Below are 20,886 nucleotides of genomic sequence, written 5' to 3'. Positions count from 1 at the left end.
GGGATGATATGGAAACGATTTTTAGATGTCTGCAGGAAGCGTTTCAGCTGCAGAATATCCTGATCATTACGGGCGGCACCATATTGGGGATTATTTGCGGCGCTATTCCCGGATTGACAGCCACCATGTCTATTGCGCTGATTCTGCCCATTACATATGTGTTGCCGGCAGACCTGGGCATGGCGGCAATTCTTGGCGTTTTTGTGGGTGCCACATATGGCGGTTCCATCTCATCCATCCTGATCAACATTCCGGGAACCCCGGCTTCCATGATGACTGGAATGGATGGATATCCCATGGCGCAGAAAGGCGAAGCCGGGACAGCATTGGGGATCGCAACCATTTCCTCCTTTATAGGAGGCGTACTTTCAGGACTGGTTCTGATTTTTGTAGCACCCAAGCTGGGCTCTGTTGCCCTGGAGTTCGGGCCGGCGGAATATTTTGCAGTGGGTGTGTTTTCACTCAGCTTAATAGCCGGTATTGTGGGAAAAAACATTTATAAAGGCCTGGCCGCCGGGCTGATCGGCGTGTGTTTTAATCTGGCGGGCAGCGACCCGGTGACAGGAGTGGCCCGATACGCGTTTGGGAATGTCTCCATGACAGGCGGTTTGACCTTGGTTCCCATGCTGGTTGGCCTTTTTGGATTTCGTGAGGTGCTGAAACAGGCGGAATCCGCACACTTGTCCTATGAGGTTGTAAAGCAGGTGAATAAGATCCTGCCTTCCCGAACGCAGATGCTGAGGATCCTTCCCACAACGATCCGCGGCGGTATCATTGGAACCTTTGTAGGTATCCTGCCCGGTGCCGGGGGACCGATTGCCAGTTTCCTGGCTTATGATACGGAAAAGCGGCTTGTAGACAAGGAAAAGACCTTTGGGACAGGCGACATCCGGGGCGTGGCGGCATCGGAATCAGCAAACAATGGTACCAATGGAGGCGCACTGGTTCCCCTGCTGACCCTGGGGGTTCCGGGAGATGGCGCCACTGCCGTGATGCTGGGGGCATTTATGATGAATAACATCACCCCTGGCCCCATACTGTTTGTCAATCATGCAGATCTGGTGAATTCCATATACACCAATTATATGATTGCCGCCGTACTGATGCTGGTGCTGGGGCTTCTGGCCGCCCGTTTGTTTATGAAGGTTATCCGGGTGCCCCAGAATGTCCTGATCCCGATTATTGCCGTGCTCTGCGTTATTGGCTCCTACTCCGTTAAACGCAGCATATTTGATGTGGGCACCATGATCTTTATGGGGATTTTAGGATATATTTTTGACAAGCGCGGTTTTCCTGTGATCGCAACCGTGCTGGGAACCGTGCTTGGCGGACTGATCGAGCGGAATTACCGCTCTGCAGTACAATTAGGCAAGGGGAGCTTTCTGTTTATTTTTACAAAACCAATTGCAGTTGCAATTTTACTTCTCACAGCCATCATGCTATTTTGGCCTGTGATCCGTTACGGTGTGACGGCGTGGAGACAAAGGGCGCTGCAAAATAAATAATGTCAATCATGCAAAAGGAGAAGCTGCTATGAAAAAAATAAGTAAGTTCTTTAAGTTATTCCTGGTGTTTACTTTGATTGCCGCCTGTGGTGCGGGCTGCAAGAAACAAGATATTTATCCCAGCAAACCCATTACGTTTATGATCGGTTTTGATCCCGGCACAGGCGCGGATGTCTCCGGTCGCCTGCTGGCGTCCCTGGCAGAAAAAGATCTGGGGGTTTCCGTCAATATACTGAATAAACCGGGAACATCCGGGGCGGTCAGTTATAAGGAGATCATGGGGTATGAACCGGACGGATATACCATTGTCCAGGGCACCCTCACATTGCTGACCCACAATTTAATGGGGACCATTGACCATTCATTCAGGGATATGACACCTATTATGACTTATCAGACAGAGGCATCGGCGATCCTTATGTCCTCCAGCGCGCCCTTTTCTTCCTTTGGGGAAATGGTTTCCTATGCGAAGGAACATCCGGGAGAGGTAACCATCGCCACCAGCTCCTCCGGGGGTGTGACCAACATTATCGCCAATGCGGTTGCCAATGCTCTGGGAATCGAGTTTAATATCATTGCCGGTACAGGAGGAGGCGCAGATTGCTGTACACAGTGCGCAGGGGGACACACAAATCTTGCAATCGGCTCCTTTGCCGAGAGCCAGGCACATATCGATGCGGGAAACCTGATCGCCCTGGGTGTTACAGGCAGTAAGCGGGCTTCCGTGTGGCCGGATGTTCCCACCTTTGCGGAATTGGGAATTGAGGCGGCCAATGTGGAACAGATCCGCGGCGTATTCGGCCCTCCCGATATGAAGGAGGAGGATGTGAAAATTCTTCAGGATGCGCTGATGAAAGCGGCAAACAGCCCGGAGTTCTTGGAAAATGTTGAAAAGACCGGGGCCACGTCTACTGTTTTGGATGCAAAGCAGACAGGGGAGACCTTTGAAACATTTGAAAAGATCATCGCACCCATATTGGAAAACTGATACCTTATCAAACAAATCAAGAGTATTGGAGTGGACGAGTTGAAAATTACGGATATACAGACTATTTGCATGCGTGTCACCTATGAGGGGCATCAGCGTGTACAGAGCGCCCTTGGGGTCTGGAACCACAGAAACGGAATGTTCCTCTTGGTGCACACGGATGCCGGGATTACTGGGCTGGGGGAAATCTTCTGCAATTTCCCCCAGTGGAGCCACTATGAGAAGGAGGCGTCCGTCCACCAGGGATTAAAGCCCATGCTCATCGGCGCTGACCCATTGGACAGGGAGGGGATCTGGGCAACGATTGGCAGGAAGTTCAAACGGATCGGTCTTCAGTGGGGGGCTCCCGGGATCGCCTATCAGGTGTTAAGCGGACTGGATATTGCACTTTGGGATATCCAGGGAAAGGCGGAAGGCAAGTCAATTTGTGAGCTGCTGGAATCTTCAGCTGAAAGCGTTCCGGTTTACTGTTCGGCTCTGGGACCGGACGGGGTGGCAGAACAGGCAGCGCGCTTTTGGGAACAGGGGGTTACTGCCTTTAAGCTGAAGATCGGAATGGATCCAAAGCAGGATATCCGGAATCTGTCTGAGCTGCGTTGGCTGGTCGGCCCAGACTGCCTGGTGATGGCGGATGTGAACCAGGGATGGGATCTTGAGACTGCCTTGGAAATGGCTCCGCTTTTGGAGCCATTTCATCTATACTGGGTTGAGGAACCTCTTATGGCGGATCATGTGGAGGACCTGGAAGTCCTGGTCAGGAAGACCGGAATGCGGATAGCCGGAGGCGAAAATCTTTATGGCGCAGACTTTGAGCGTCATCTGGCTAAAGGGCTTTTGCAGGTTTGCCAGCCGGATGTGACAAAATGCGGCGGGATCACGGAATTCATGAAAGCTGCCCGGCTTGCACACCAATATGGGGTGGAGGTAGCGCCCCATTTCCTGGCAAACGGGGTAGGGTATGCGGCAACCATGCAGGTAATGAATGCTTCCGGTGCCCATATAATGGAATATGATCATGGGGACAACCCTATGAAGGATACCTGTGTGACGGGAACCTATCCGGTGAAAGAGGGAAGGGTGAAGATTCCCAAGGGGCCTGGCCTGGGCATTTCACTGTGTGAGGAGGAGATACAAAGGTATGTGTTTCATCCATATTGATTTTCCAGGAGGATGAAGAAAAGGAAAGGATATCCCGGATGGGGCTGGCGCGTCCGGGATGTCTTTTTTTGTTGGTTTGTTTTCCTTCTGACTGTGCTTTGAAAGCTAAAATATGAGCAAATGCGGTCAAAATTGTGAGGCGTGAATATTCTGATAAAACAGCGCGGTATTTTGTTTTCACATAAATAATCAGATTATAATATCGTTAAGCATAAATTATCAAATTATCTGAAAATTTAAAATAAAAATCTGTTTACAAATAGAAAAATTTGTAGTATCATCACCTCTATAAAAAAAGCAAATGGAGACTCCCCCAAGAAGATGCCGTGTGAAGGCACGTCTCCAATGCGAAAGAAAGGAAGAAATCTATGGACTCCAAACAGAAACAGCCAGGACTGTACGATCCCCGTTTTGAGCATGACAACTGCGGCATAGGTGCGGTTGCCAACATTAAGGGCTTAAAAACACATGAGACAGTCGACCAGGCACTCCACATTGTGGAAAATCTGGAACACAGAGCCGGTAAGGACGCTGAAGGCAAAACCGGTGACGGCGTGGGTATCATGCTGCAGATTTCCCACAGCTTTTTTCAGAAAGTAACAGAACCTCTGGGCATCCACGTTGGAGGCGAGAGGGAATACGGCGTGGGTATGTTCTTCTTTCCCCAGGATGAGCTGGCCCGCAACCAGGCAATGAAGATGTTTGAGATCATTGTGAAAAAGGAAGGGCTTACCTTTCTGGGATGGAGGGTAGTTCCCACTACCCCGGAAATCCTGGGGGAGAGGGCACTGGAAGTGATGCCTTACATTGCCCAGGGCTTTGTGGCAAAGCCGGAACAGGTAAAGGCAGGACTGGACTTTGACCGGAAACTGTACGTGGTGCGCCGGGTATTTGAACAGAGCAATGAGGACACGTATGTGGTCTCCCTGAGCAGCCGTACCATTGTGTATAAGGGGATGTTCCTGGTAGGGGAGCTGAGGCGGTTTTTCCAGGATCTTCAGGATAAGGATTACAGGTCGGCCATTGCCATTGTCCATTCCAGGTTCAGCACCAATACAAACCCCAGCTGGATGCGCGCCCATCCTTACCGCTTTATCGTACATAACGGCGAGATCAATACCATACGCGGCAATGTGGATAAGATGGTTGCCCGGGAAGAAAACATGGAATCCGAGTACTTTAAGTACGATATGCACAAGGTCCTTCCCATCATCAGCCAGGAAGGCTCTGACTCAGCCATGCTGGACAACGCCCTGGAGTTTATGGTAATGAGCGGAATGGACCTGGCCCTGGCCGTGATGGTCACGATCCCGGCTCCTTGGGAGTATGACAAATACATGGACGGAGAGATCAAGGATTTTTACCGTTATTACGCCACCATGATGGAGCCATGGGACGGCCCTGCCTCCATTCTTTTCACGGACGGTGATGTGGTGGGAGCGGTGCTGGACAGAAACGGACTGCGCCCTTCCCGGTATTATATTACAGAGGATGGATACATGATCCTGGCCTCAGAGGTGGGCGCCATTGACATTGACCAGACAAAGGTGGTGAGAAAAGACCGCCTGCGTCCCGGGAAAATGCTTCTGGTGGATACAAAAAAGGGAGAGATCATAGATGACGACCGCCTGAAACATGACTATGCGTCCAGAAAACCCTACGGTGAATGGCTGGACTCCAATCTCATTGATATCAAGGAGCTTTCCGTGCCCAATAAGGGGGTGCCGCCCATGGAGCGGGAGCAGCTCCTGAAGCTGCAGAAGACGTATGGATACACCTATGAGCAGTATAAGACCATGATCCTGCCCATGGCTTTAAACGGGGCCGAGGCAGTGTCCGCCATGGGAGTGGACAGTCCCCTGGCCGTGCTCTCTGAAAAACACCAGCCTCTGTTCAACTATTTTAAGCAGCTGTTCGCCCAGGTGACCAACCCGCCTATTGACGCCATCCGGGAGGAGATCGTAACCTCCACCACGGTGTATGTGGGAGAGGAGGGGAATATTCTGGAGGAGACTCCGGAAAATTGTAAGATTTTAAAGGTGGAAAACCCCATCCTTACGGAGACGGATCTTCTGAAGATAAAGAATATGAAGAAGCCCGGTTTTAAGGTGGAGCAGATCCCTATTACATATTATAAGAATACGTCCCTTGAAAAGGCCATTGACCGGCTGTTTCTGGAAGTGGACCGGGCCCATAAGGACGGAGCCAATATCATTATTTTGTCTGACAGGGATATTGATGAGAACCATGTGCCCATTCCTTCGCTGCTGGCGGTTTCAGCCCTTCAGCAGTACCTGGTGAGGACTAAAAAACGCACGGGCGTGGCTCTTATTTTGGAGAGCGGGGAACCTAGGGAAGTCCATCACTTTGCCACCCTTTTGGGATACGGCGCATGTGCCATCAATCCCTATCTGGCCCACGAGTCCATCCGTTCCCTCATCGGATCAGGAATGCTGGATAAGGATTATTATGCGGCTGTAATGGACTATGATATGGCGGTGCTTCACGGCATTGTGAAGATCGCCTCCAAAATGGGAATTTCCACCATCCAGTCTTACCAGGGCGCCCAGATCTTTGAGGCCATTGGCATTTCCAAGGAAGTGGTGGACAAATATTTTACCGACACCGTAAGCCGTGTGGGCGGCATCACCCTGGAGGACATTGCCAATGATGTGGATACCCTTCACTCAGCGGCCTTCGATCCCCTGGGCCTGGATGTGGACCTGACTCTGGACAGTGTGGGAAGCCACAAGTCTCGGTCCGGGCAGGAAGCCCATCTATATAATCCCCTGACCATCCATCTGCTTCAGGAAGCTGCCAGGACGGGGAATTACGAAACATTTAAACAGTATACATCAGAGATAGACAGGGATGACAAGGCATATCACCTTCGTTCCCTGATGGAGTTTGACCTCCCTGAGGACGGGGGTATCCCGCTGGATGAGGTGGAGAGCGTGGATTCCATTGTCAGGCGGTTTAAGACAGGAGCCATGTCCTACGGCTCCATTTCCCAGGAGGCCCATGAATGCCTGGCCATTGCCATGAACCGGATACACGGCAAGTCCAATACGGGAGAGGGCGGCGAGAGTCTGGACCGCCTGACGCCGGGACCGGCCAACAGGAATCGATGTTCAGCCATCAAACAGGTGGCCTCGGGACGCTTTGGCGTTACCAGCCGTTACCTGGTGAGCGCCCAGGAGATCCAGATCAAGATGGCCCAGGGAGCAAAGCCTGGGGAGGGCGGTCAGCTGCCTGGAAAGAAAGTTTATCCATGGGTGGCTAAGACAAGGCATTCAACCACTGGGGTGAGCCTGATCTCCCCGCCTCCCCATCATGACATATACTCCATTGAAGACCTGGCCCAGCTGATCTACGACCTTAAGAATTCCAACACCAAAGCCAGGATCTCGGTTAAGCTGGTATCTGAGGCCGGTGTGGGTACGGTTGCAGCCGGTGTGGCAAAGGCCGGTGCCCAGGTGATCCTGATCTCTTCCTATGACGGCGGAACAGGGGCGGCGCCCAGAAATTCCATCTACAACGCCGGTCTTCCGTGGGAACTGGGCGTGGCCGAAGCCCATCAGTCCCTGATCATGAACGGGCTTCGGGATAAGGTGATCCTGGAAACGGACGGCAAACTGATGACCGGCCGTGACGTGGCCATCGCATGTATGCTGGGGGCGGAGGAGTTTGGTTTTGCAACCGCGCCCCTTGTGACCATGGGCTGCGTGATGATGCGTGTATGCAATCTGGACACATGCCCCATGGGGATCGCAACACAGAATCCGGAGCTACGCAAGCGTTTTATCGGCAAGCCGGAGTATGTGGTGAACTTTATGAAGTTTATTGCCCAGGAGCTGCGTGAATATATGGCAAAGCTGGGAGTGCGCACAGTGGATGACCTGGTGGGCCGCACTGAATTTTTAAAGTCCAGGGACGGCATACCCTGCGCCCGGGGCAGAAAAGTGGATTTAAGCAAGATACTGGATAACCCTTATGCGGGCCGGAAAGTTGCGGGCTACAGTGAAAAACAGGTATTTGATTTCAAGCTGGAGGAAACCATCGATGAGCAGGTTTTCCTTAAAAAGTTAAAGAGCGCCTTAAACAGCGGCCAAAAAAAGAGTGTACAGGTGGATGTGTCCAATGTAAACCGTACCCTGGGAACCATTTTTGGTTCGGAGATCACCAGAAAGTATCCGGAGGGTCTGCCGGAAGATACCTTTACCATCAACTGCAGCGGAAGCGGCGGACAGAGCTTTGGGGCATTCATACCCAAGGGACTTACCCTGGAACTGGTGGGGGATTCCAATGACTACTTTGGAAAGGGGCTTTCCGGCGGCAAGCTGGTGGTGTACCCGCCCAAGGGGGTGCAGTTTAAGGCTGAGGACAATATCATAATCGGAAATGTGGCCCTGTACGGAGCGACCAGCGGCAAGGCGTTTATAAACGGCGTTGCGGGAGAGCGATTCTGTGTCCGCAATTCCGGCGCCACCGCTGTGGTGGAAGGCGTGGGAGATCACGGCTGTGAGTACATGACAGGCGGCTGCGTGGTGGTGCTGGGCACCACCGGCAAGAATTTTGCGGCCGGCATGAGCGGCGGTATTGCCTATGTGCTGGATGAAGAGAGAAGCCTGTATAAGAGACTGAATAAGGAGCTTGTATCCTTTGAGGAAGTGACCAATAAATATGATGTGCTGGAACTGAAAGGACTGATCCAGGAGCATGTGGCCTATACCAATTCGGACAAAGGCAAGAGGATCCTGGACCACTTCAGCGAGTACCTCCCCCGGTTCAAAAGAATCGTCCCCCACGACTACCGCCGTATGATGAACGCGATCGTGCAGATGGAGGAAAAGGGACTGAACAGCGAACAGGCGCAGATTGAAGCATTTTATGCAAATGTCAGAGGTTAAGGAGGTGGAACATCATGGGAAAGATGACAGGATTTTTAGAGTTTGAACGTGAAGTGAGTGCTGAGACGGCTCCAAAGGACAGGATCAGGAACTGGAATGAGTTTCACACCCCTTTAAACGAGGAGGAACGGAAAAAGCAGGGCGCACGCTGCATGGACTGCGGTGTCCCCTTCTGCCAGTCGGGCATTATGATAAAGGGAATGGTCAGCGGGTGCCCCCTGAACAACCTGATCCCGGAATGGAATGACCTGGTGTATACAGGAAACTGGAGCCAGGCATATAACCGGCTTAAAAAGACCAACAGTTTTCCGGAGTTTACTTCCAGGGTGTGTCCGGCTCCCTGTGAGGCGGCCTGCACCTGCGGGCTAAACGGCGATCCGGTAACGGTAAAGGAAAATGAATGGGCCATTATTGAAAAGGCGTATGACCAGGGGGTGGCCTGTCCCAACCCGCCCAGCATCCGCACAGGTAAAAAGGTGGCGGTGATCGGCTCCGGCCCAGCGGGCCTGGCTGCTGCGGACCAGCTGAACAAACGGGGACACTCAGTTACTGTGTTTGAGCGCAGCGACCGGGTGGGCGGCCTTTTGATGTATGGGATACCGAACATGAAATTGGAGAAATGGGTCATTGACCGCAAGGTGGATGTGATGAAGCAGGAAGGCGTCAGCTTTGTCACGGGAGCCGATGTGGGTAAGGGCTATAAGGCCAACCGGATCATGAAGGAATATGACCGGGTGATCCTGGCCTGCGGCGCCTCCAATCCCAGGGATATCGATGTGCCGGGAAGGGATGCCCAGGGCATTTATTTTGCAGTGGATTTCCTGAAGGCAACCACTAAGAGCCTGCTGGATTCACACCTGGAGGACGGAAATTACATATCCGCAAAGGATAAACATGTGGTGGTGATCGGCGGCGGCGATACGGGCAATGACTGTGTGGGCACATCCGTCCGCCAGGGCTGCGCCGGAGTGATCCAGCTGGAGATGATGCCTAAGCCTCCGGTTAAACGGGCGGAGGATAACACCTGGCCGGAGTGGCCACGCGTCCTTAAAACGGATTACGGCCAGGAGGAAGCTGTCTGCGTGTTTGGGGAGGACCCAAGGATATACCAGACAACGGTAAAGGAGTTTGTAAAGGATGCAGAGGGCAGGGTGTGCAAAGCCGTGATCGTGGACCTGGTGTCAAAGAAGGACGAGGAGAACGGCCGCACCCTTATGGTTCCCGTGGAGGGAAGCGAGAGGGAGATCCAGGCTGACCTGGTGCTCATTGCGGCCGGATTCCTGGGAAGCCAGAGTTATGTGGCGGATGCATTTGGGGTACAGCTGAATGCAAGGACCAATGTGGATACGGAACCGGGGTCATACCGGACCAGCGTGGATAAAGTGTTCACCGCAGGTGATATGCACAGGGGACAGTCCCTGGTGGTCTGGGCCATCAGGGAAGGCCGTGAGGTGGCCCGCGCCGTGGATAAGAGCCTGATGGGGTACTCCAATCTGGCTTAGGATATCAGCATATACATTGGAGAAGCTGTTCCATCTGCATCACCCCTCGTTTTTGGGAAGTGATAATGGCATGCAGGATAGGGGGGAGCTGGGGACATATGGAAGCCTTCAGCGTAAGTTCCGACATGCGGATCGCCCCCTGGTGGTGAGGGATCATTTCATGGATAAAGCTGACATTTATATTATTGACAGCGCAGGCATGCTCCATTTCGGAGAACATGGTGTCCATGATCTGATCCATCCCCCTCTGGTAAGCGTCCAGCTCCTGCGGGGAATTGGAGAACTGGCCGCATGTGCCGATGATGCTCTTCATGTTCTCAATGCTTTTGTTTTGCTCTGATACGATCTGTAAGGCAATGTTCTGCAGTGGGATATTAGTGGTATACTGAAGAAGATTTTGTGACATTTCAATTGCTGCCCGGTGATGGGGGATCATCTGCGTCATAAAGTTGACGGAGATGCTGTTTCCCAGCCGGGCGTTTGTCATGTCCTGGATCATTCTGTCCAGGATGCTGTAAAAACGGTTCAGATAGTTGATGGTTACAAGGCTGAAGGATGGTTCTCTGTTCATAGACGGGCTCCTGCTGCGGCCGGATCATGTAGGACATAATGTGGGGATATCCGGCTTTTTATTCTATTATATGATAAAAGGCCGCACCGGTTCCCGCAAGAAAACGCCGGGGATGGGATGGAACCGGGAAGCATTTATGGTGCCCATACAGCAATTGAGCTAAAACATATCTGAAGGAACGGTCTAAAGTTATGGTTTTATCCGAAAATGCCGAAAAATAAAAAAAACCTGCCAAAGATGGGGGATTATGTGGTATTATAATAATTATCATGCGTTTTGCCGGAGGTGCCCTTTGGCTGCAGATCCGGCAGTGATTTTTATAAGGAGAGTGATTGAGACATATGGCTAAGGAAACCCTTAAAGATAAAGCGTATCAGATCATAAAAGAAAAGATAATCACATGTCAGTATAAACCGGGAACCCTGTTGAATGAAATCGAGCTGGTACAGGAAGTGGACTCCAGCCATACCCCCATACGGGAAGCACTCAGCAGGCTGGAACAGGAAAACCTGGTGAAATTTATGCCAAAGAAGGGTATTTGGGTAACTGACATTGTGATGAGTGATGTACGGGACGTATATGAGGTCAGGGAACTGATCGAACCCCATATCATCAGGCGCTGGGGCTGCGATATCTCAAAGGACGAATTAAAGGAATACATGGACCACTGCAAAAAATCCCTGGAGAACACCAAGGATGAGGAAGGCAAATTCAAGCTGGATTATATTTTGCATGACATGATCCTGGACCAGTGCCGTAACGCCCATCTGACAAGGACCATGAACCAGCTTCAGGACCAGACCAGAAGACTGCGCAACATGACCGGAAACCGGAACTCACGTTTAAAGTATATTATGGAAGAGCACATAGAGATCACCAAGTGGCTGCTGGAAAGTGATTACGAAAAGGCCGCCCAGGCAATGATCTATCATCTGCAGCAGGGAAAGCAGAGCTCTTTCGACCTTCTGATGGGAAAGGGAGTATAGGCGGTGGGAAACTGTCCGTCTTCCTTTCGCGGTGTAGTCAGTATGAAGACTCTGTTCACGGCGTACCGTATGTGCTAAACTGTTTTTACTGATTTGTCTTTCTGTCTTTATTATCCCGGATATGCTGGTTTTGTCAGTTGTCATTTCCCTGTTTTCCCTATAACTATATATGGCGGCATTTTTAGGCCGGATGTGTGATATCTGGACGAATTTTCATATCGGGATGCTGGAGACAATATGCAGGACAGCTTTTCATGATAAGCCTCATGGGAAGCTGTTTTTCTTGATAAAAACAGACAAGATAAGCATGTAAATGTGTATCAGTTTTCATTTGACGTTAATAGGTAAAAACTGTATAATTGAGTAAGAATTTGGAAAACTGCAGCAGTGCTGCGGGCAGGAGAAGGTTATGGTTGCATTAAAAGTTGAAGATGTCAGGGCATTTACATCCAAGCTGTTTGTAAAAGAGGATTTTGACGGTTTTCTTGTGAAAGAGATCACCATTGTCACCTTCAACAGCTTTACCATTGACGGTCATATTAAACAGGGGTATTATTCGGAGGAAGAGCTGGAGGAGAAACAAATTGGGGATTTTTCTTCGTGGAAAATGCTTAAGCCTATCTGCTTTTCGCTGATCAAGGGAAAGAAGCTTCCGGGGAGCTTTCATATTGTGTTGTGTCTGTCGTCCCATGATGTGGAGCAATTTGCAGGAAAATCCGGAACAGGGATCGCAAGCGGACAGATTCAGGGACTTTATCTGAATATCCGGTACGAAGACGGCGCATTATATTGTGTAACGGGAACTTCTCTGAATTTCTTTACACTGGACAAGACGCTTGAAACGGAATGGGATAACGCGGTAAGGAATTTTATGCGTTCCCATGAGATTGTGTGCACTTGAGAAGAGGCAGGTCCCATATGAAGGGGGAGGACAGCATATGGATAAGATGGAAATGTCTAAAAAACTGGAACAGCTGGTCAGCAATGCCGCCGCAAAGGAGAACCGCCTGGAGATGACGGAGGTGCTGGATGCATTTGCCGGCCAGCAGGTGACTCCGGAGGAGATGGAGGATGTTTACCGCAAACTGGAGCTGAAGGGTGTCCAGATCCAGGTACCTGAGGAAGGGGAGGAAGTAGTCCCGGACAGTGAACTTCTCCTGGATGATGAAACGCCCCTTGACAATACGGGGCTGGTGAGAGAAGAGTTTAAGTGGAGGTTCAGGGACAGTGATACGGATGATCCGGACAGCGGCAGCGCCCACATGGACAGCAGCGGGGAGGATGGGGAAGAGGAGTATGATGAATACCAGTCCGAGAAAATCCTGGACGGAGTATCCACCGCAGATCCTATCCGTGAATACTTAAAAGAGATCGGCTCCATTTCCCTCCTGACACCGGAGGAGGAGACAGAACTTGCAAGGCGCAAATCAGAGGGAGATGCCGAGGCGGGCCGCAAGCTGGTGGAGGCCAACCTGCGCCTGGTGGTGAGCATTGCCAAGCGGTATACGGGCCGTGGGATGAGTTTCCTGGACCTGGTCCAGGAGGGGAACCTGGGCCTTATGAAAGCTGTTGAAAAGTTTGATTACGCCAAGGGATACCGTCTCAGCACATATGCCACCTGGTGGGTGAAACAGTCCATCACGCGGTCCCTGGCAGACCAGTCCAGGACCATCCGCCTGCCGGTGCACATGGTGGAGGCAGTGAACAAGATCAGAAGAGCCCAGCGGAGCCTTTCGGTCCGGCTGGGACGGGAGCCGTCCACGGAGGAGGTGGCGGAGGAAGTAGGCTTTCCGGAAAAGAGGGTCATTGAGCTGATCCAGGCTTCCGGGGATACGGTTTCCCTGGAAACGCCCGTGGGAGATGAGGAGGGATCCAATCTGGGGGATTTTGTGGCGGATGACGCCAATGCATCCACAGAGGATAAGGCGGAAAGCTTTCTTCTCAGGGAAGAGATCGATGCCATGCTCCAGGGGCTGAACCCCAGGGAAAGGGAGGTCATTATCCTCAGGTTCGGTCTTGAGACAGGCCATCCCCTGACCCTGGAGGAGGTGGGGAAACGGTTTAATGTTACCAGGGAGAGGATCCGGCAGATTGAGACAGCAGCACTGAGAAAACTGAGAAATCCTTCCAAAAGCAGGAAAATCCGGGATTTTCTTCCCGGCTGATGACATTGCCTGAATCGATAAGTTCTTGCGAATATATGATGCAGGAGCGAATGTTGCATACCAATTAAAGAATTTCCCTGAATATGGGCATATAGGCTGGTGATCAACCAGCCTTTTTGTATACCCAAAATTAATGTGTGAAGTAGACATAACTAAAAAATAAATATAAATAATTATATTTTAATCTATAATTACCATTGAACATATTAAATACAATTCATTCGTATGTGAATAAATGATAAAATATATTATACAAATATATTGACTTGTACAAAGTGCACTGATATAATAACAATGTCAAATATTAAAACATCATTTCATTTATTAAAATTTGGCTCATCTAACCATAGACAATGCTTTTACAAATTAAAATACAGGGAAATATCCTGCTTATGAATTTTAATTATTAAAATTATAGTTGTGATCCGGTTTCATGGAGCCTTCAAGCCATATACCTGAACCATTAAGGGTTATAGTATATGACAAAACGATATATTGTCATATAGAGCTGACAACAGCTCACCTGACAGTTCCCATTACAGCTATCACCCCGGGGCGTTTAAGACTCCATGTGATCGAGAATTTATAGGCAGATTTAGATATGTTTTAAGATGACAACAAAATGATAAGGAGGTAAGAGGATATGATGATGGAGCCCAACTATAACATTGTGGTCATTGGAATGGGGAACATCGGAAAATTTTTGATGCCAGGTTACCGGTTGCTTTTGGGAGACAAGGTGGAAACCAATGTTTTCGGGGTACGCAATAATCCGGACAAAGTATCAGAGCTGCAAAAGCAGGTCCCGTTCCAAGTCTCGGCAGGTAATGCGCTTGAACTCCTTCGGGAAAAAAAGCCTGACATTGTGATTGTTTCCACCCCGCCCAAAGTAATCCCCCTTGTGGCGGAAGAAACCCTAAAGCCCTATTTTGAAGAGGCGCGTAAAGAAAACTGGAGACTGCCGGATATATATACCTTTGGTCCCACCCCGGCGCCTCAAATGTATCTGGATCTGCTGGGCGGGGATGTTCTGGTTGCAAAGTTTCTGCCCAGTATGGTCAAAGAGAAACAAGGGGTTCCTTTGCAGAAGCTGGGCGCGGGTTTTATATGCTTTGGCAGCCCCTTTCCAAAAGACAGGGAAGCGCGTGCCATTGAGTTCTCCAATGTATTCAGCCAGAGCTTTGTAATGGATCAGGATCAGAGTTTATGTGGTCTTTCCAGTAAGATTACTACTTATACTATTTCCGACTGCGTCTGTGCAATTGCGGATGGTTTAGCTGATAAGGGATTTCAGGTTCCCATTCAGGACATTGCCTCTGTGTGGCGCGCGGCGTTCCGCAAACATGCTGGACTGGAGGGGCAAGGGATGTATCCCTGCCGCGAGACGGATGCCCCTGAATATATTCGAGAATTTGTGTACCGCCTGTCTGTTTCATGGTATGACGGTATTCTGCGCTATATAGTATCAGTTGGGTTTGATAAAACATTGGCCCAGGGATTTCATGGCGCAAACTTTGAAGCCTTTTCTCTGGCAGTACAGTTGTCGGACCGGAATGAACTGGAGCTGGATATGAAGCACAGGGCAACAAAAGGCGGCGTGACAGAAAAGGGGATTTCCACTTTTCGCAGTTATTTTACCGAGCATTTACGTCAGGCCACCAGGGAATGGATGGATGGAACCCTTGATGAGAGCTTTTTTGACAGTGCGGAGGGGATTGCTTATATGATCAATATGACGGTGAACCGCCATTCTTATCGTTTGGCTAAACGTTAATACAAGGAGGGATAAAATGGGACGGAGCATGGTTAAGAGCGATATCCTTGTTATCGGAGGCTCAGGCGCAGGGGTAATGAGCGCTGTGACGGCTTCCCGGGAAGGCGCAGAAGTTGTCCTTGTCTCAAAAGGAAAAGTGGGGAAAAACGGCAATGCTATTATGCTGGGAGGCAGCTTTGGGGTGGATGGCCAGGGGGCCAGGGATGTCTGCGGTGAAGCTGATGCCAATCAGGAGTATACGGCGGAAAGCCTGTTTGAGAAAATGGTGGCCTGCGCCTTTGGCTTGGGGAACCAGGAGCTTCAAAAGAGGTTTGTGGAAGACGGTCCTTATGCTGTAAAGGAGCTGCTTCACTGGGTAAAGGAGTGTGGGAGTACTTTTGTGTTCGCCCCCAAGGCATGCCGTTGGCGGGCTGGAGGGGTGGCCTTTGGCAGAGCTTTGAAGCGGGGGCTGGAATCCCAAAAGGAAATTCCTGTTTATGAAGATATCATGGTATCGGATCTGCTTACCAGGGATGGTAAGGTCTGTGGAGCTATTGGATTTAATGTTTATACCGGGGAGATCATTGAGTTTCGGGCAAAGTCGGTCATTATGGCTACCGGAGGCTGGCAGCCCTATGAGCTTAAGAATACCAACAGCGATATGACAGGGGATGGAATCGCCATGGCCCTTAGAGCGGGTGCTAAGGTTAAGGACATGGAGTTTCTTCTGGCAATTCCCACAATCCAGGAGCCCCTTTACGCAAAGGGGTCCATCCTTCCTTTTCAGATGACTATGCCAAACATCTTTCCGTTGCGGCACAAGGCCACTGATTTGGATGGCAAGGAGCTTCCTTATTCCTCCGAGCCAAGATTTAAGACGAATGCTTCCAACAGTAAGGTCAAGAAACTTCTCTATTGTGCCTTTTATGCTCCCGGCATGTATGAAAAATGGGATACATATGGGAACCGTTTTTACATGGATTATTCGGCTTATACGGATGAGGAGATCCGGGATGGTTTTAGGACATTCTATGAAAACCAACACTGGTGGCATGGAAAGGATAAGTACCACCACATCGATCTTCAGCAGCTGGCTGAGGACATGATCGCCAATGGCAAACGGCTGATGTGCGGTTTTGGAAACGAGTACAGCATGGGCGGCATTGTTGTCAATGAGAAGTTTGAAACGGATATTCCGGGCTTGTACGCGGCAGGAGAGGTCACCGGAGGTTTGTTCGGCGCTTTCCGAAGCGGTGACGGCCTGACGGAAATGCTGGCTAACGGGCTGACAGCCGGAAAAAATGCGGCAGTTTACGCCAAGAATGCTGCTGACCTTGAGCCTGCTAATCTGGATAAGGCAGAGGAATTTTTGGTGGGGCCCAGAAAGAAATCCCAAGGGGTCAGTGCGATTGAGGCTTGGAAGAAACTGGAACAGATAAGCGAGGAAGGTTTTGGATTTGTCCGTGATGGCAGGCGGTTGCAGCTGGCTTATGACCATATACGAGAGCTGCGGGCTTCTTTGGATCAATTGGCGGCGCCTGGCGCTGATCAATACAACCTGGAATGGATTAATTCCGTAATAATCCGGAATCTGGCTTTGTGTACGGAAATTGGAATCTATTCTGCGCTGAACCGAAAAGAAAGCCGGGGGTGCCATCTGAGAATGGATGAGCAGCAGGTAGACAATGAAAACTTTCTGTTCAGCTGGTTGGCAGAACTGAAAGATGGAGAGTTGGTCTATGAAAAGGAAGTACCTATCCCTACCTATCTGCCCCTTGATACCAGGAATTATCCTTCAGTTCTGGATTGCATAGCTGAAACGATTTTGAAAGGAGAGATGTCATGAGGGTAGAGATTAAAAGAAACAAGGACATTTCTGTTTATGAGGTTCCGGTTGTACAGGGTATGAAGGTTATGGATGTACTGGATTACATATATGCCAATCTGGATCATACACTGGCTTATTATCGTCATTCCTCCTGCTGCCAGGCAATTTGCGGACGCTGCGCCTGCCGTTTAAATGGCAGAACCATTCTGGCGTGTGCGGAAATAGTGGATATTGATGCTGAAAAGATGTTTCTGGAACCTGGGGAAGGGACGCTTGTCCGGGATTTAGTGGTAATCCGTTAAGTATGAAAAAACAATTGTGAAAAATGAAAGGATGAGGTACGAAAATGAAAGTGAAAAAATTAGTTTCATTAGGTTTAGTATTGGCAATGATGATTTCAGCTGCTGGCTGCACAAGCAGCAAGAAGGCGGACACAGCCGCGCCTGCCGGTACAACCGGCGCATCGGGGGAGACTGCAGGGGAAAGCAGCGGCAATCCATCCGGTGATCCGGTAACCCTGGATCTTGTTACCGGAAGCACCGGAACTTCCTGGTACTCCTACGGTGCAACATTTTCTGAGGTAATCCCCAAGGGACTTCCTGCCGGTTCCATGATTAATGCCGTAGCCGAGGGCGGCGCCACTTCCAATCCCATTCAGGTTGCAGCAGGCACCTACCAGATGGGGATCGGATACAACTTATCAAATAAATGGGCATATAACGGTGAGAACCTGTACACAGAGGCTTACGACAGCCTTCGCGGCATTGCCGGTTATTTAGACACGTTCTACTATATTGCGCTGGTCCGCACCGATGCTGGCTGGACGGATCTGGCCGAGGTGGCCGCCAACCACACCCCCATAAAGATCAGCGTGCTTCCTGCAGGGAACATGGGCAATATCGTTACATCCATGATCCTGGAGTATTACGGCATGACCTTTGACGATATCATTTCCTGGGGCGGCACGGTAGAATACGCGGACTGGAGCACCAGTGTGGAGAATATCAAAGATGGACGTACGGATTTTGTATGTCACAATATTACCCAGGGCCATGCTGCCGTGACAGAACTGTCATCCACTGTTGACATGACCTTTATCCAGTTCCCTCAGGAGATGATCGATACATTTACCGGTGAAAAGGGATTCAGTCCTGAGACTTTGCCGGCCAACTGCTTCAAAGGACAGGACGCCGCCATTGATACTTTTGGAGTTACCTCCTCATTATTCTGTACCGCAGACATGCCGGATGATGTAGCATATGATATTGCAAAGGCATTGTGTGAAAATGTGGATGATGTGAAGGCGGGACACACTGCCCTTCAGCGTTTTACAGCTGAAAAGGCCGGTGATCTGGCTGGTATGGGCCTTCCGCTCCATCCAGGTGCTGAGAAATATTACAAAGAAGCTGGGATACTGGACTGATAAAAGGGGCCTGGGATGATAGTTCTAAGCCTTGAATACACTGAAGAAAGGGTATAGAAACTAAATTATGAAAAAAAATAAATACATAGAAGCGTTCTGTAATCCAGGAGCGATCTGGGCATTGGTTTGGGTCATGTTCCAGCTTTGGGTAGTGGTCAGAGGCTCCTATAGCGCCCTTATCATGCGTCCCATCCATGTCTGTTTTGCTATGGGATTGGTATTTCTTACATTTCCAACCTTCAAAAAATATAAGGTTCCAAAGGGGGAGAAATATCTTCCCCAGTGGTATGAATATATCTTCGTGGGAATCATTCTTTTCTGCTGTGTCTATATGGTGATGAACAGTACGCGCTATGACACCAGGATGGCCTACGTGGATCCCCTTACCACCATGGACTATGTTACAGCCATAGCCCTGCTGCTTCTGATGCTTGAATGCAGCAGGCGTGCCGTGAATTTGGCTTTGACCATCATTGTACTGATTTTTATCGGCTATGGATTTTTTGGGGAAATGATGCCGGGCCTGCTGGCGCATTCCAATATGTCGCTTGCAAAATTTGTGGAGGTGCAGATATTCTCTACTACGGGTGTATTTGGTTCACCTGTGAGCACTGCCTGCGGTACTGTGTTTTATTTCCTTTTGTTTGGTGCGTTCCTGACAGCGACACCGGCAGGCAGACTGTTTGTGAATATCTCTACCCTGCTTACCCGTAAGGCCAACGGAGGCGCGGGAAAAGCTACAATCGTGGCTTCCGCTCTTTTTGGCATGATTTCTGGCAGTGCTCCGGGCAATGTAGCTTCCATTGGAACCATCATGTATGAGCCAATGAAACAGCAGAACTTTGAGAACCGTTTTACCGGGAGTATTTTGGCCATTGGCGGAACCGCAGGACAGCTGATCCCTCCTGTAATGGGAGCAGCGGCATTTATTATGGTTGATATGACGGGGATCAGTTATTCCAATATCATGCTGGCAGCCATTATCCCTTCATTTATCTTTTTAGCAGCCCTTTACTTTCTGGTTGACATGTACGCCAGGAAAAATAAGCTGGCCAAGCCTCAGATTGAGGCAGCGGCATACCGGAAAGAGATTATGAAGGACATCCATCTGCTTCTAAGCGTGGTGGTTTTGGTTGCGCTGATTATTCGGGGCGGTTCTATGATGCGGTGCTGTACCTATGCAACAATTGTGCTGATTGCCCTGTGCATGATCCGCAAGGATACACGGATTACGCTGTTTGACTTTATCAAAGCCTTGGTGGCCACCGGAAAACAGGCTGTTATTGTTACCATGCCCTGTGCTCTGGCCGGCATTATCGTTGGTCAGATCACTGCCACGGGCCTTGGGATCCGCTTTTCCAGCATGATCAATGCATTGGCCAGCAGCAACCTGCTGTTTGCTCTGATCGCCACAATGCTCATGGCACTTGTTTTAGGCATGGGCATGCCTACCAGTGCGGCTTATATCATGTCGGCCACATTGCTGTGTCCCAGTATTATTAAACTGGGCGTGCCTGTTCTGGCAGCACACTTTTTTGTATTTTATTTTGCCAATCTGTCTATGATCACTCCGCCTGTAGCGCTGTCTTCTTTCACCGCCGCGGGGATTGTGAACGACAATATGTGGAAGCTTGGCCTTTCAGCGTTTAAATACAGTTTTATTATTTTCCTTATACCTTATACCTTTGTGTATAGTCCGGCCATGTTGGGGATTGGGACTCCCTTGGAGCTTTTCCAATCCGGTCTTACCTGCCTTGTGGGGGCTTACGGATTGAGTATGGGGCTGATTGGATGCGGGATCGGGCCCATGAAAATGTTGGAACGGGTATTGGCGATTGCGGCTTCCCTGTGCTTAGTTATTCCGGAGACTGTCACGGACCTGATAGGGGTAATCTTAATGATAAGCCTTTTGAGTTTGCAGGTTATGCGGAGCAAAAAAGAAAAACAGGTAACGGTATAAGCTTAAATGAAATTATTAGCACTCAATAAAAATGAGTGCTAATTTTTTATTGACATTTTCTTCAGTAGGTACTAAAATGTACCTTGTGAGTAAGCATACAGAATTTACAAGAACTATTATTATATAAGAAAGAGGCG

General features: G+C 49.9%; 14 protein-coding genes. 13 read left to right on the top strand and 1 reads right to left on the bottom strand.

Annotated features, from left to right (window positions below; translation table 11 throughout):
* The first annotated feature begins 8 nt into the window (after positions 1 to 8).
* From CLFS41_RS18200 to CLFS41_RS18180, 5 genes are all read left to right on the top strand, one after another.
* Positions 9 to 1,505, top strand: a complete 1,497-nt coding sequence (locus tag CLFS41_RS18200) for a tripartite tricarboxylate transporter permease (RefSeq protein ID WP_048930731.1) — start codon at positions 9 to 11, stop codon at positions 1,503 to 1,505.
* A gap of 28 nt (positions 1,506 to 1,533) precedes the next feature.
* Positions 1,534 to 2,493: a tripartite tricarboxylate transporter substrate binding protein gene (locus CLFS41_RS18195; RefSeq protein ID WP_045093091.1), complete on the top strand. Its 960-nt coding sequence runs from the start codon at positions 1,534 to 1,536 to the stop codon at positions 2,491 to 2,493.
* A 30-nt stretch (positions 2,494 to 2,523) separates the two neighbouring features.
* Entirely contained in the window at positions 2,524 to 3,651 is a 1,128-nt protein-coding gene (locus tag CLFS41_RS18190) for a mandelate racemase/muconate lactonizing enzyme family protein (protein ID WP_152649050.1), read from the top strand.
* 368 nt (positions 3,652 to 4,019) lie between these two features.
* Positions 4,020 to 8,561, top strand: a complete 4,542-nt coding sequence (gene gltB / locus CLFS41_RS18185) for a glutamate synthase large subunit (protein WP_007870042.1) — start codon at positions 4,020 to 4,022, stop codon at positions 8,559 to 8,561.
* A 14-nt stretch (positions 8,562 to 8,575) separates the two neighbouring features.
* Positions 8,576 to 10,063, top strand: coding sequence for a glutamate synthase subunit beta (locus CLFS41_RS18180; RefSeq protein ID WP_045093089.1), 1,488 nt, complete (start codon positions 8,576 to 8,578; stop codon positions 10,061 to 10,063).
* A 4-nt stretch (positions 10,064 to 10,067) separates the two neighbouring features.
* On the opposite strand, the gene CLFS41_RS18175 is transcribed toward CLFS41_RS18180, so the two are convergent.
* On the bottom strand, positions 10,068 to 10,634 hold the full coding sequence (locus CLFS41_RS18175) for a DUF305 domain-containing protein (protein WP_007870026.1): 567 nt from the start codon (positions 10,632 to 10,634) through the stop codon (positions 10,068 to 10,070).
* Between the two features lie 341 nt (positions 10,635 to 10,975).
* On the opposite strand from CLFS41_RS18175, the gene CLFS41_RS18170 reads away from it, so the two are divergent.
* The 8 genes from CLFS41_RS18170 to CLFS41_RS18135 all read left to right on the top strand — a co-directional run bounded on the left by CLFS41_RS18170 (position 10,976) and on the right by CLFS41_RS18135 (position 20,749).
* Complete coding sequence (locus tag CLFS41_RS18170) at positions 10,976 to 11,620, top strand: GntR family transcriptional regulator (RefSeq protein ID WP_040417501.1); 645 nt, start codon at positions 10,976 to 10,978, stop codon at positions 11,618 to 11,620.
* A 409-nt stretch (positions 11,621 to 12,029) separates the two neighbouring features.
* Positions 12,030 to 12,521 carry a DUF5721 family protein gene (locus CLFS41_RS18165; protein WP_007870024.1) on the top strand — a complete coding sequence of 164 codons (492 nt, stop codon included), beginning with the start codon at positions 12,030 to 12,032 and terminating at the stop codon, positions 12,519 to 12,521.
* Between the two features lie 37 nt (positions 12,522 to 12,558).
* A complete protein-coding gene (locus CLFS41_RS18160) occupies positions 12,559 to 13,785 on the top strand; it encodes a sigma-70 family RNA polymerase sigma factor (protein ID WP_007870023.1) in 1,227 nt (408 codons plus the stop codon).
* Between the two features lie 643 nt (positions 13,786 to 14,428).
* Positions 14,429 to 15,559 (top strand): NAD(P)-binding domain-containing protein, encoded by a 1,131-nt coding sequence (locus tag CLFS41_RS18155; protein WP_045093088.1) that lies wholly within the window; start codon positions 14,429 to 14,431, stop codon positions 15,557 to 15,559.
* A 16-nt stretch (positions 15,560 to 15,575) separates the two neighbouring features.
* Entirely contained in the window at positions 15,576 to 17,384 is a 1,809-nt protein-coding gene (locus CLFS41_RS18150; protein WP_045093087.1) for an FAD-binding protein, read from the top strand.
* Positions 17,381 to 17,668: a 2Fe-2S iron-sulfur cluster-binding protein gene (locus tag CLFS41_RS18145; RefSeq protein WP_007870019.1), complete on the top strand. Its 288-nt coding sequence runs from the start codon at positions 17,381 to 17,383 to the stop codon at positions 17,666 to 17,668. The genes CLFS41_RS18150 and CLFS41_RS18145 overlap by 4 nt, the downstream gene beginning before the upstream one ends.
* 44 nt (positions 17,669 to 17,712) lie before the next feature.
* Positions 17,713 to 18,789: a TAXI family TRAP transporter solute-binding subunit gene (locus CLFS41_RS18140; protein ID WP_007870017.1), complete on the top strand. Its 1,077-nt coding sequence runs from the start codon at positions 17,713 to 17,715 to the stop codon at positions 18,787 to 18,789.
* 67 nt (positions 18,790 to 18,856) lie between these two features.
* A complete protein-coding gene (locus CLFS41_RS18135; RefSeq protein WP_045093086.1) occupies positions 18,857 to 20,749 on the top strand; it encodes a TRAP transporter fused permease subunit in 1,893 nt (630 codons plus the stop codon).
* Positions 20,750 to 20,886 lie beyond the last annotated feature (137 nt).

Source organism: Clostridium sp. FS41 (assembly GCF_000954015.1).
Lineage (GTDB): Bacteria > Bacillota > Clostridia > Lachnospirales > Lachnospiraceae > Enterocloster > Enterocloster citroniae.
Note: the sequence above shows the minus strand (reverse complement) of the source record. Positions and strands in the feature narration are given on the sequence as shown.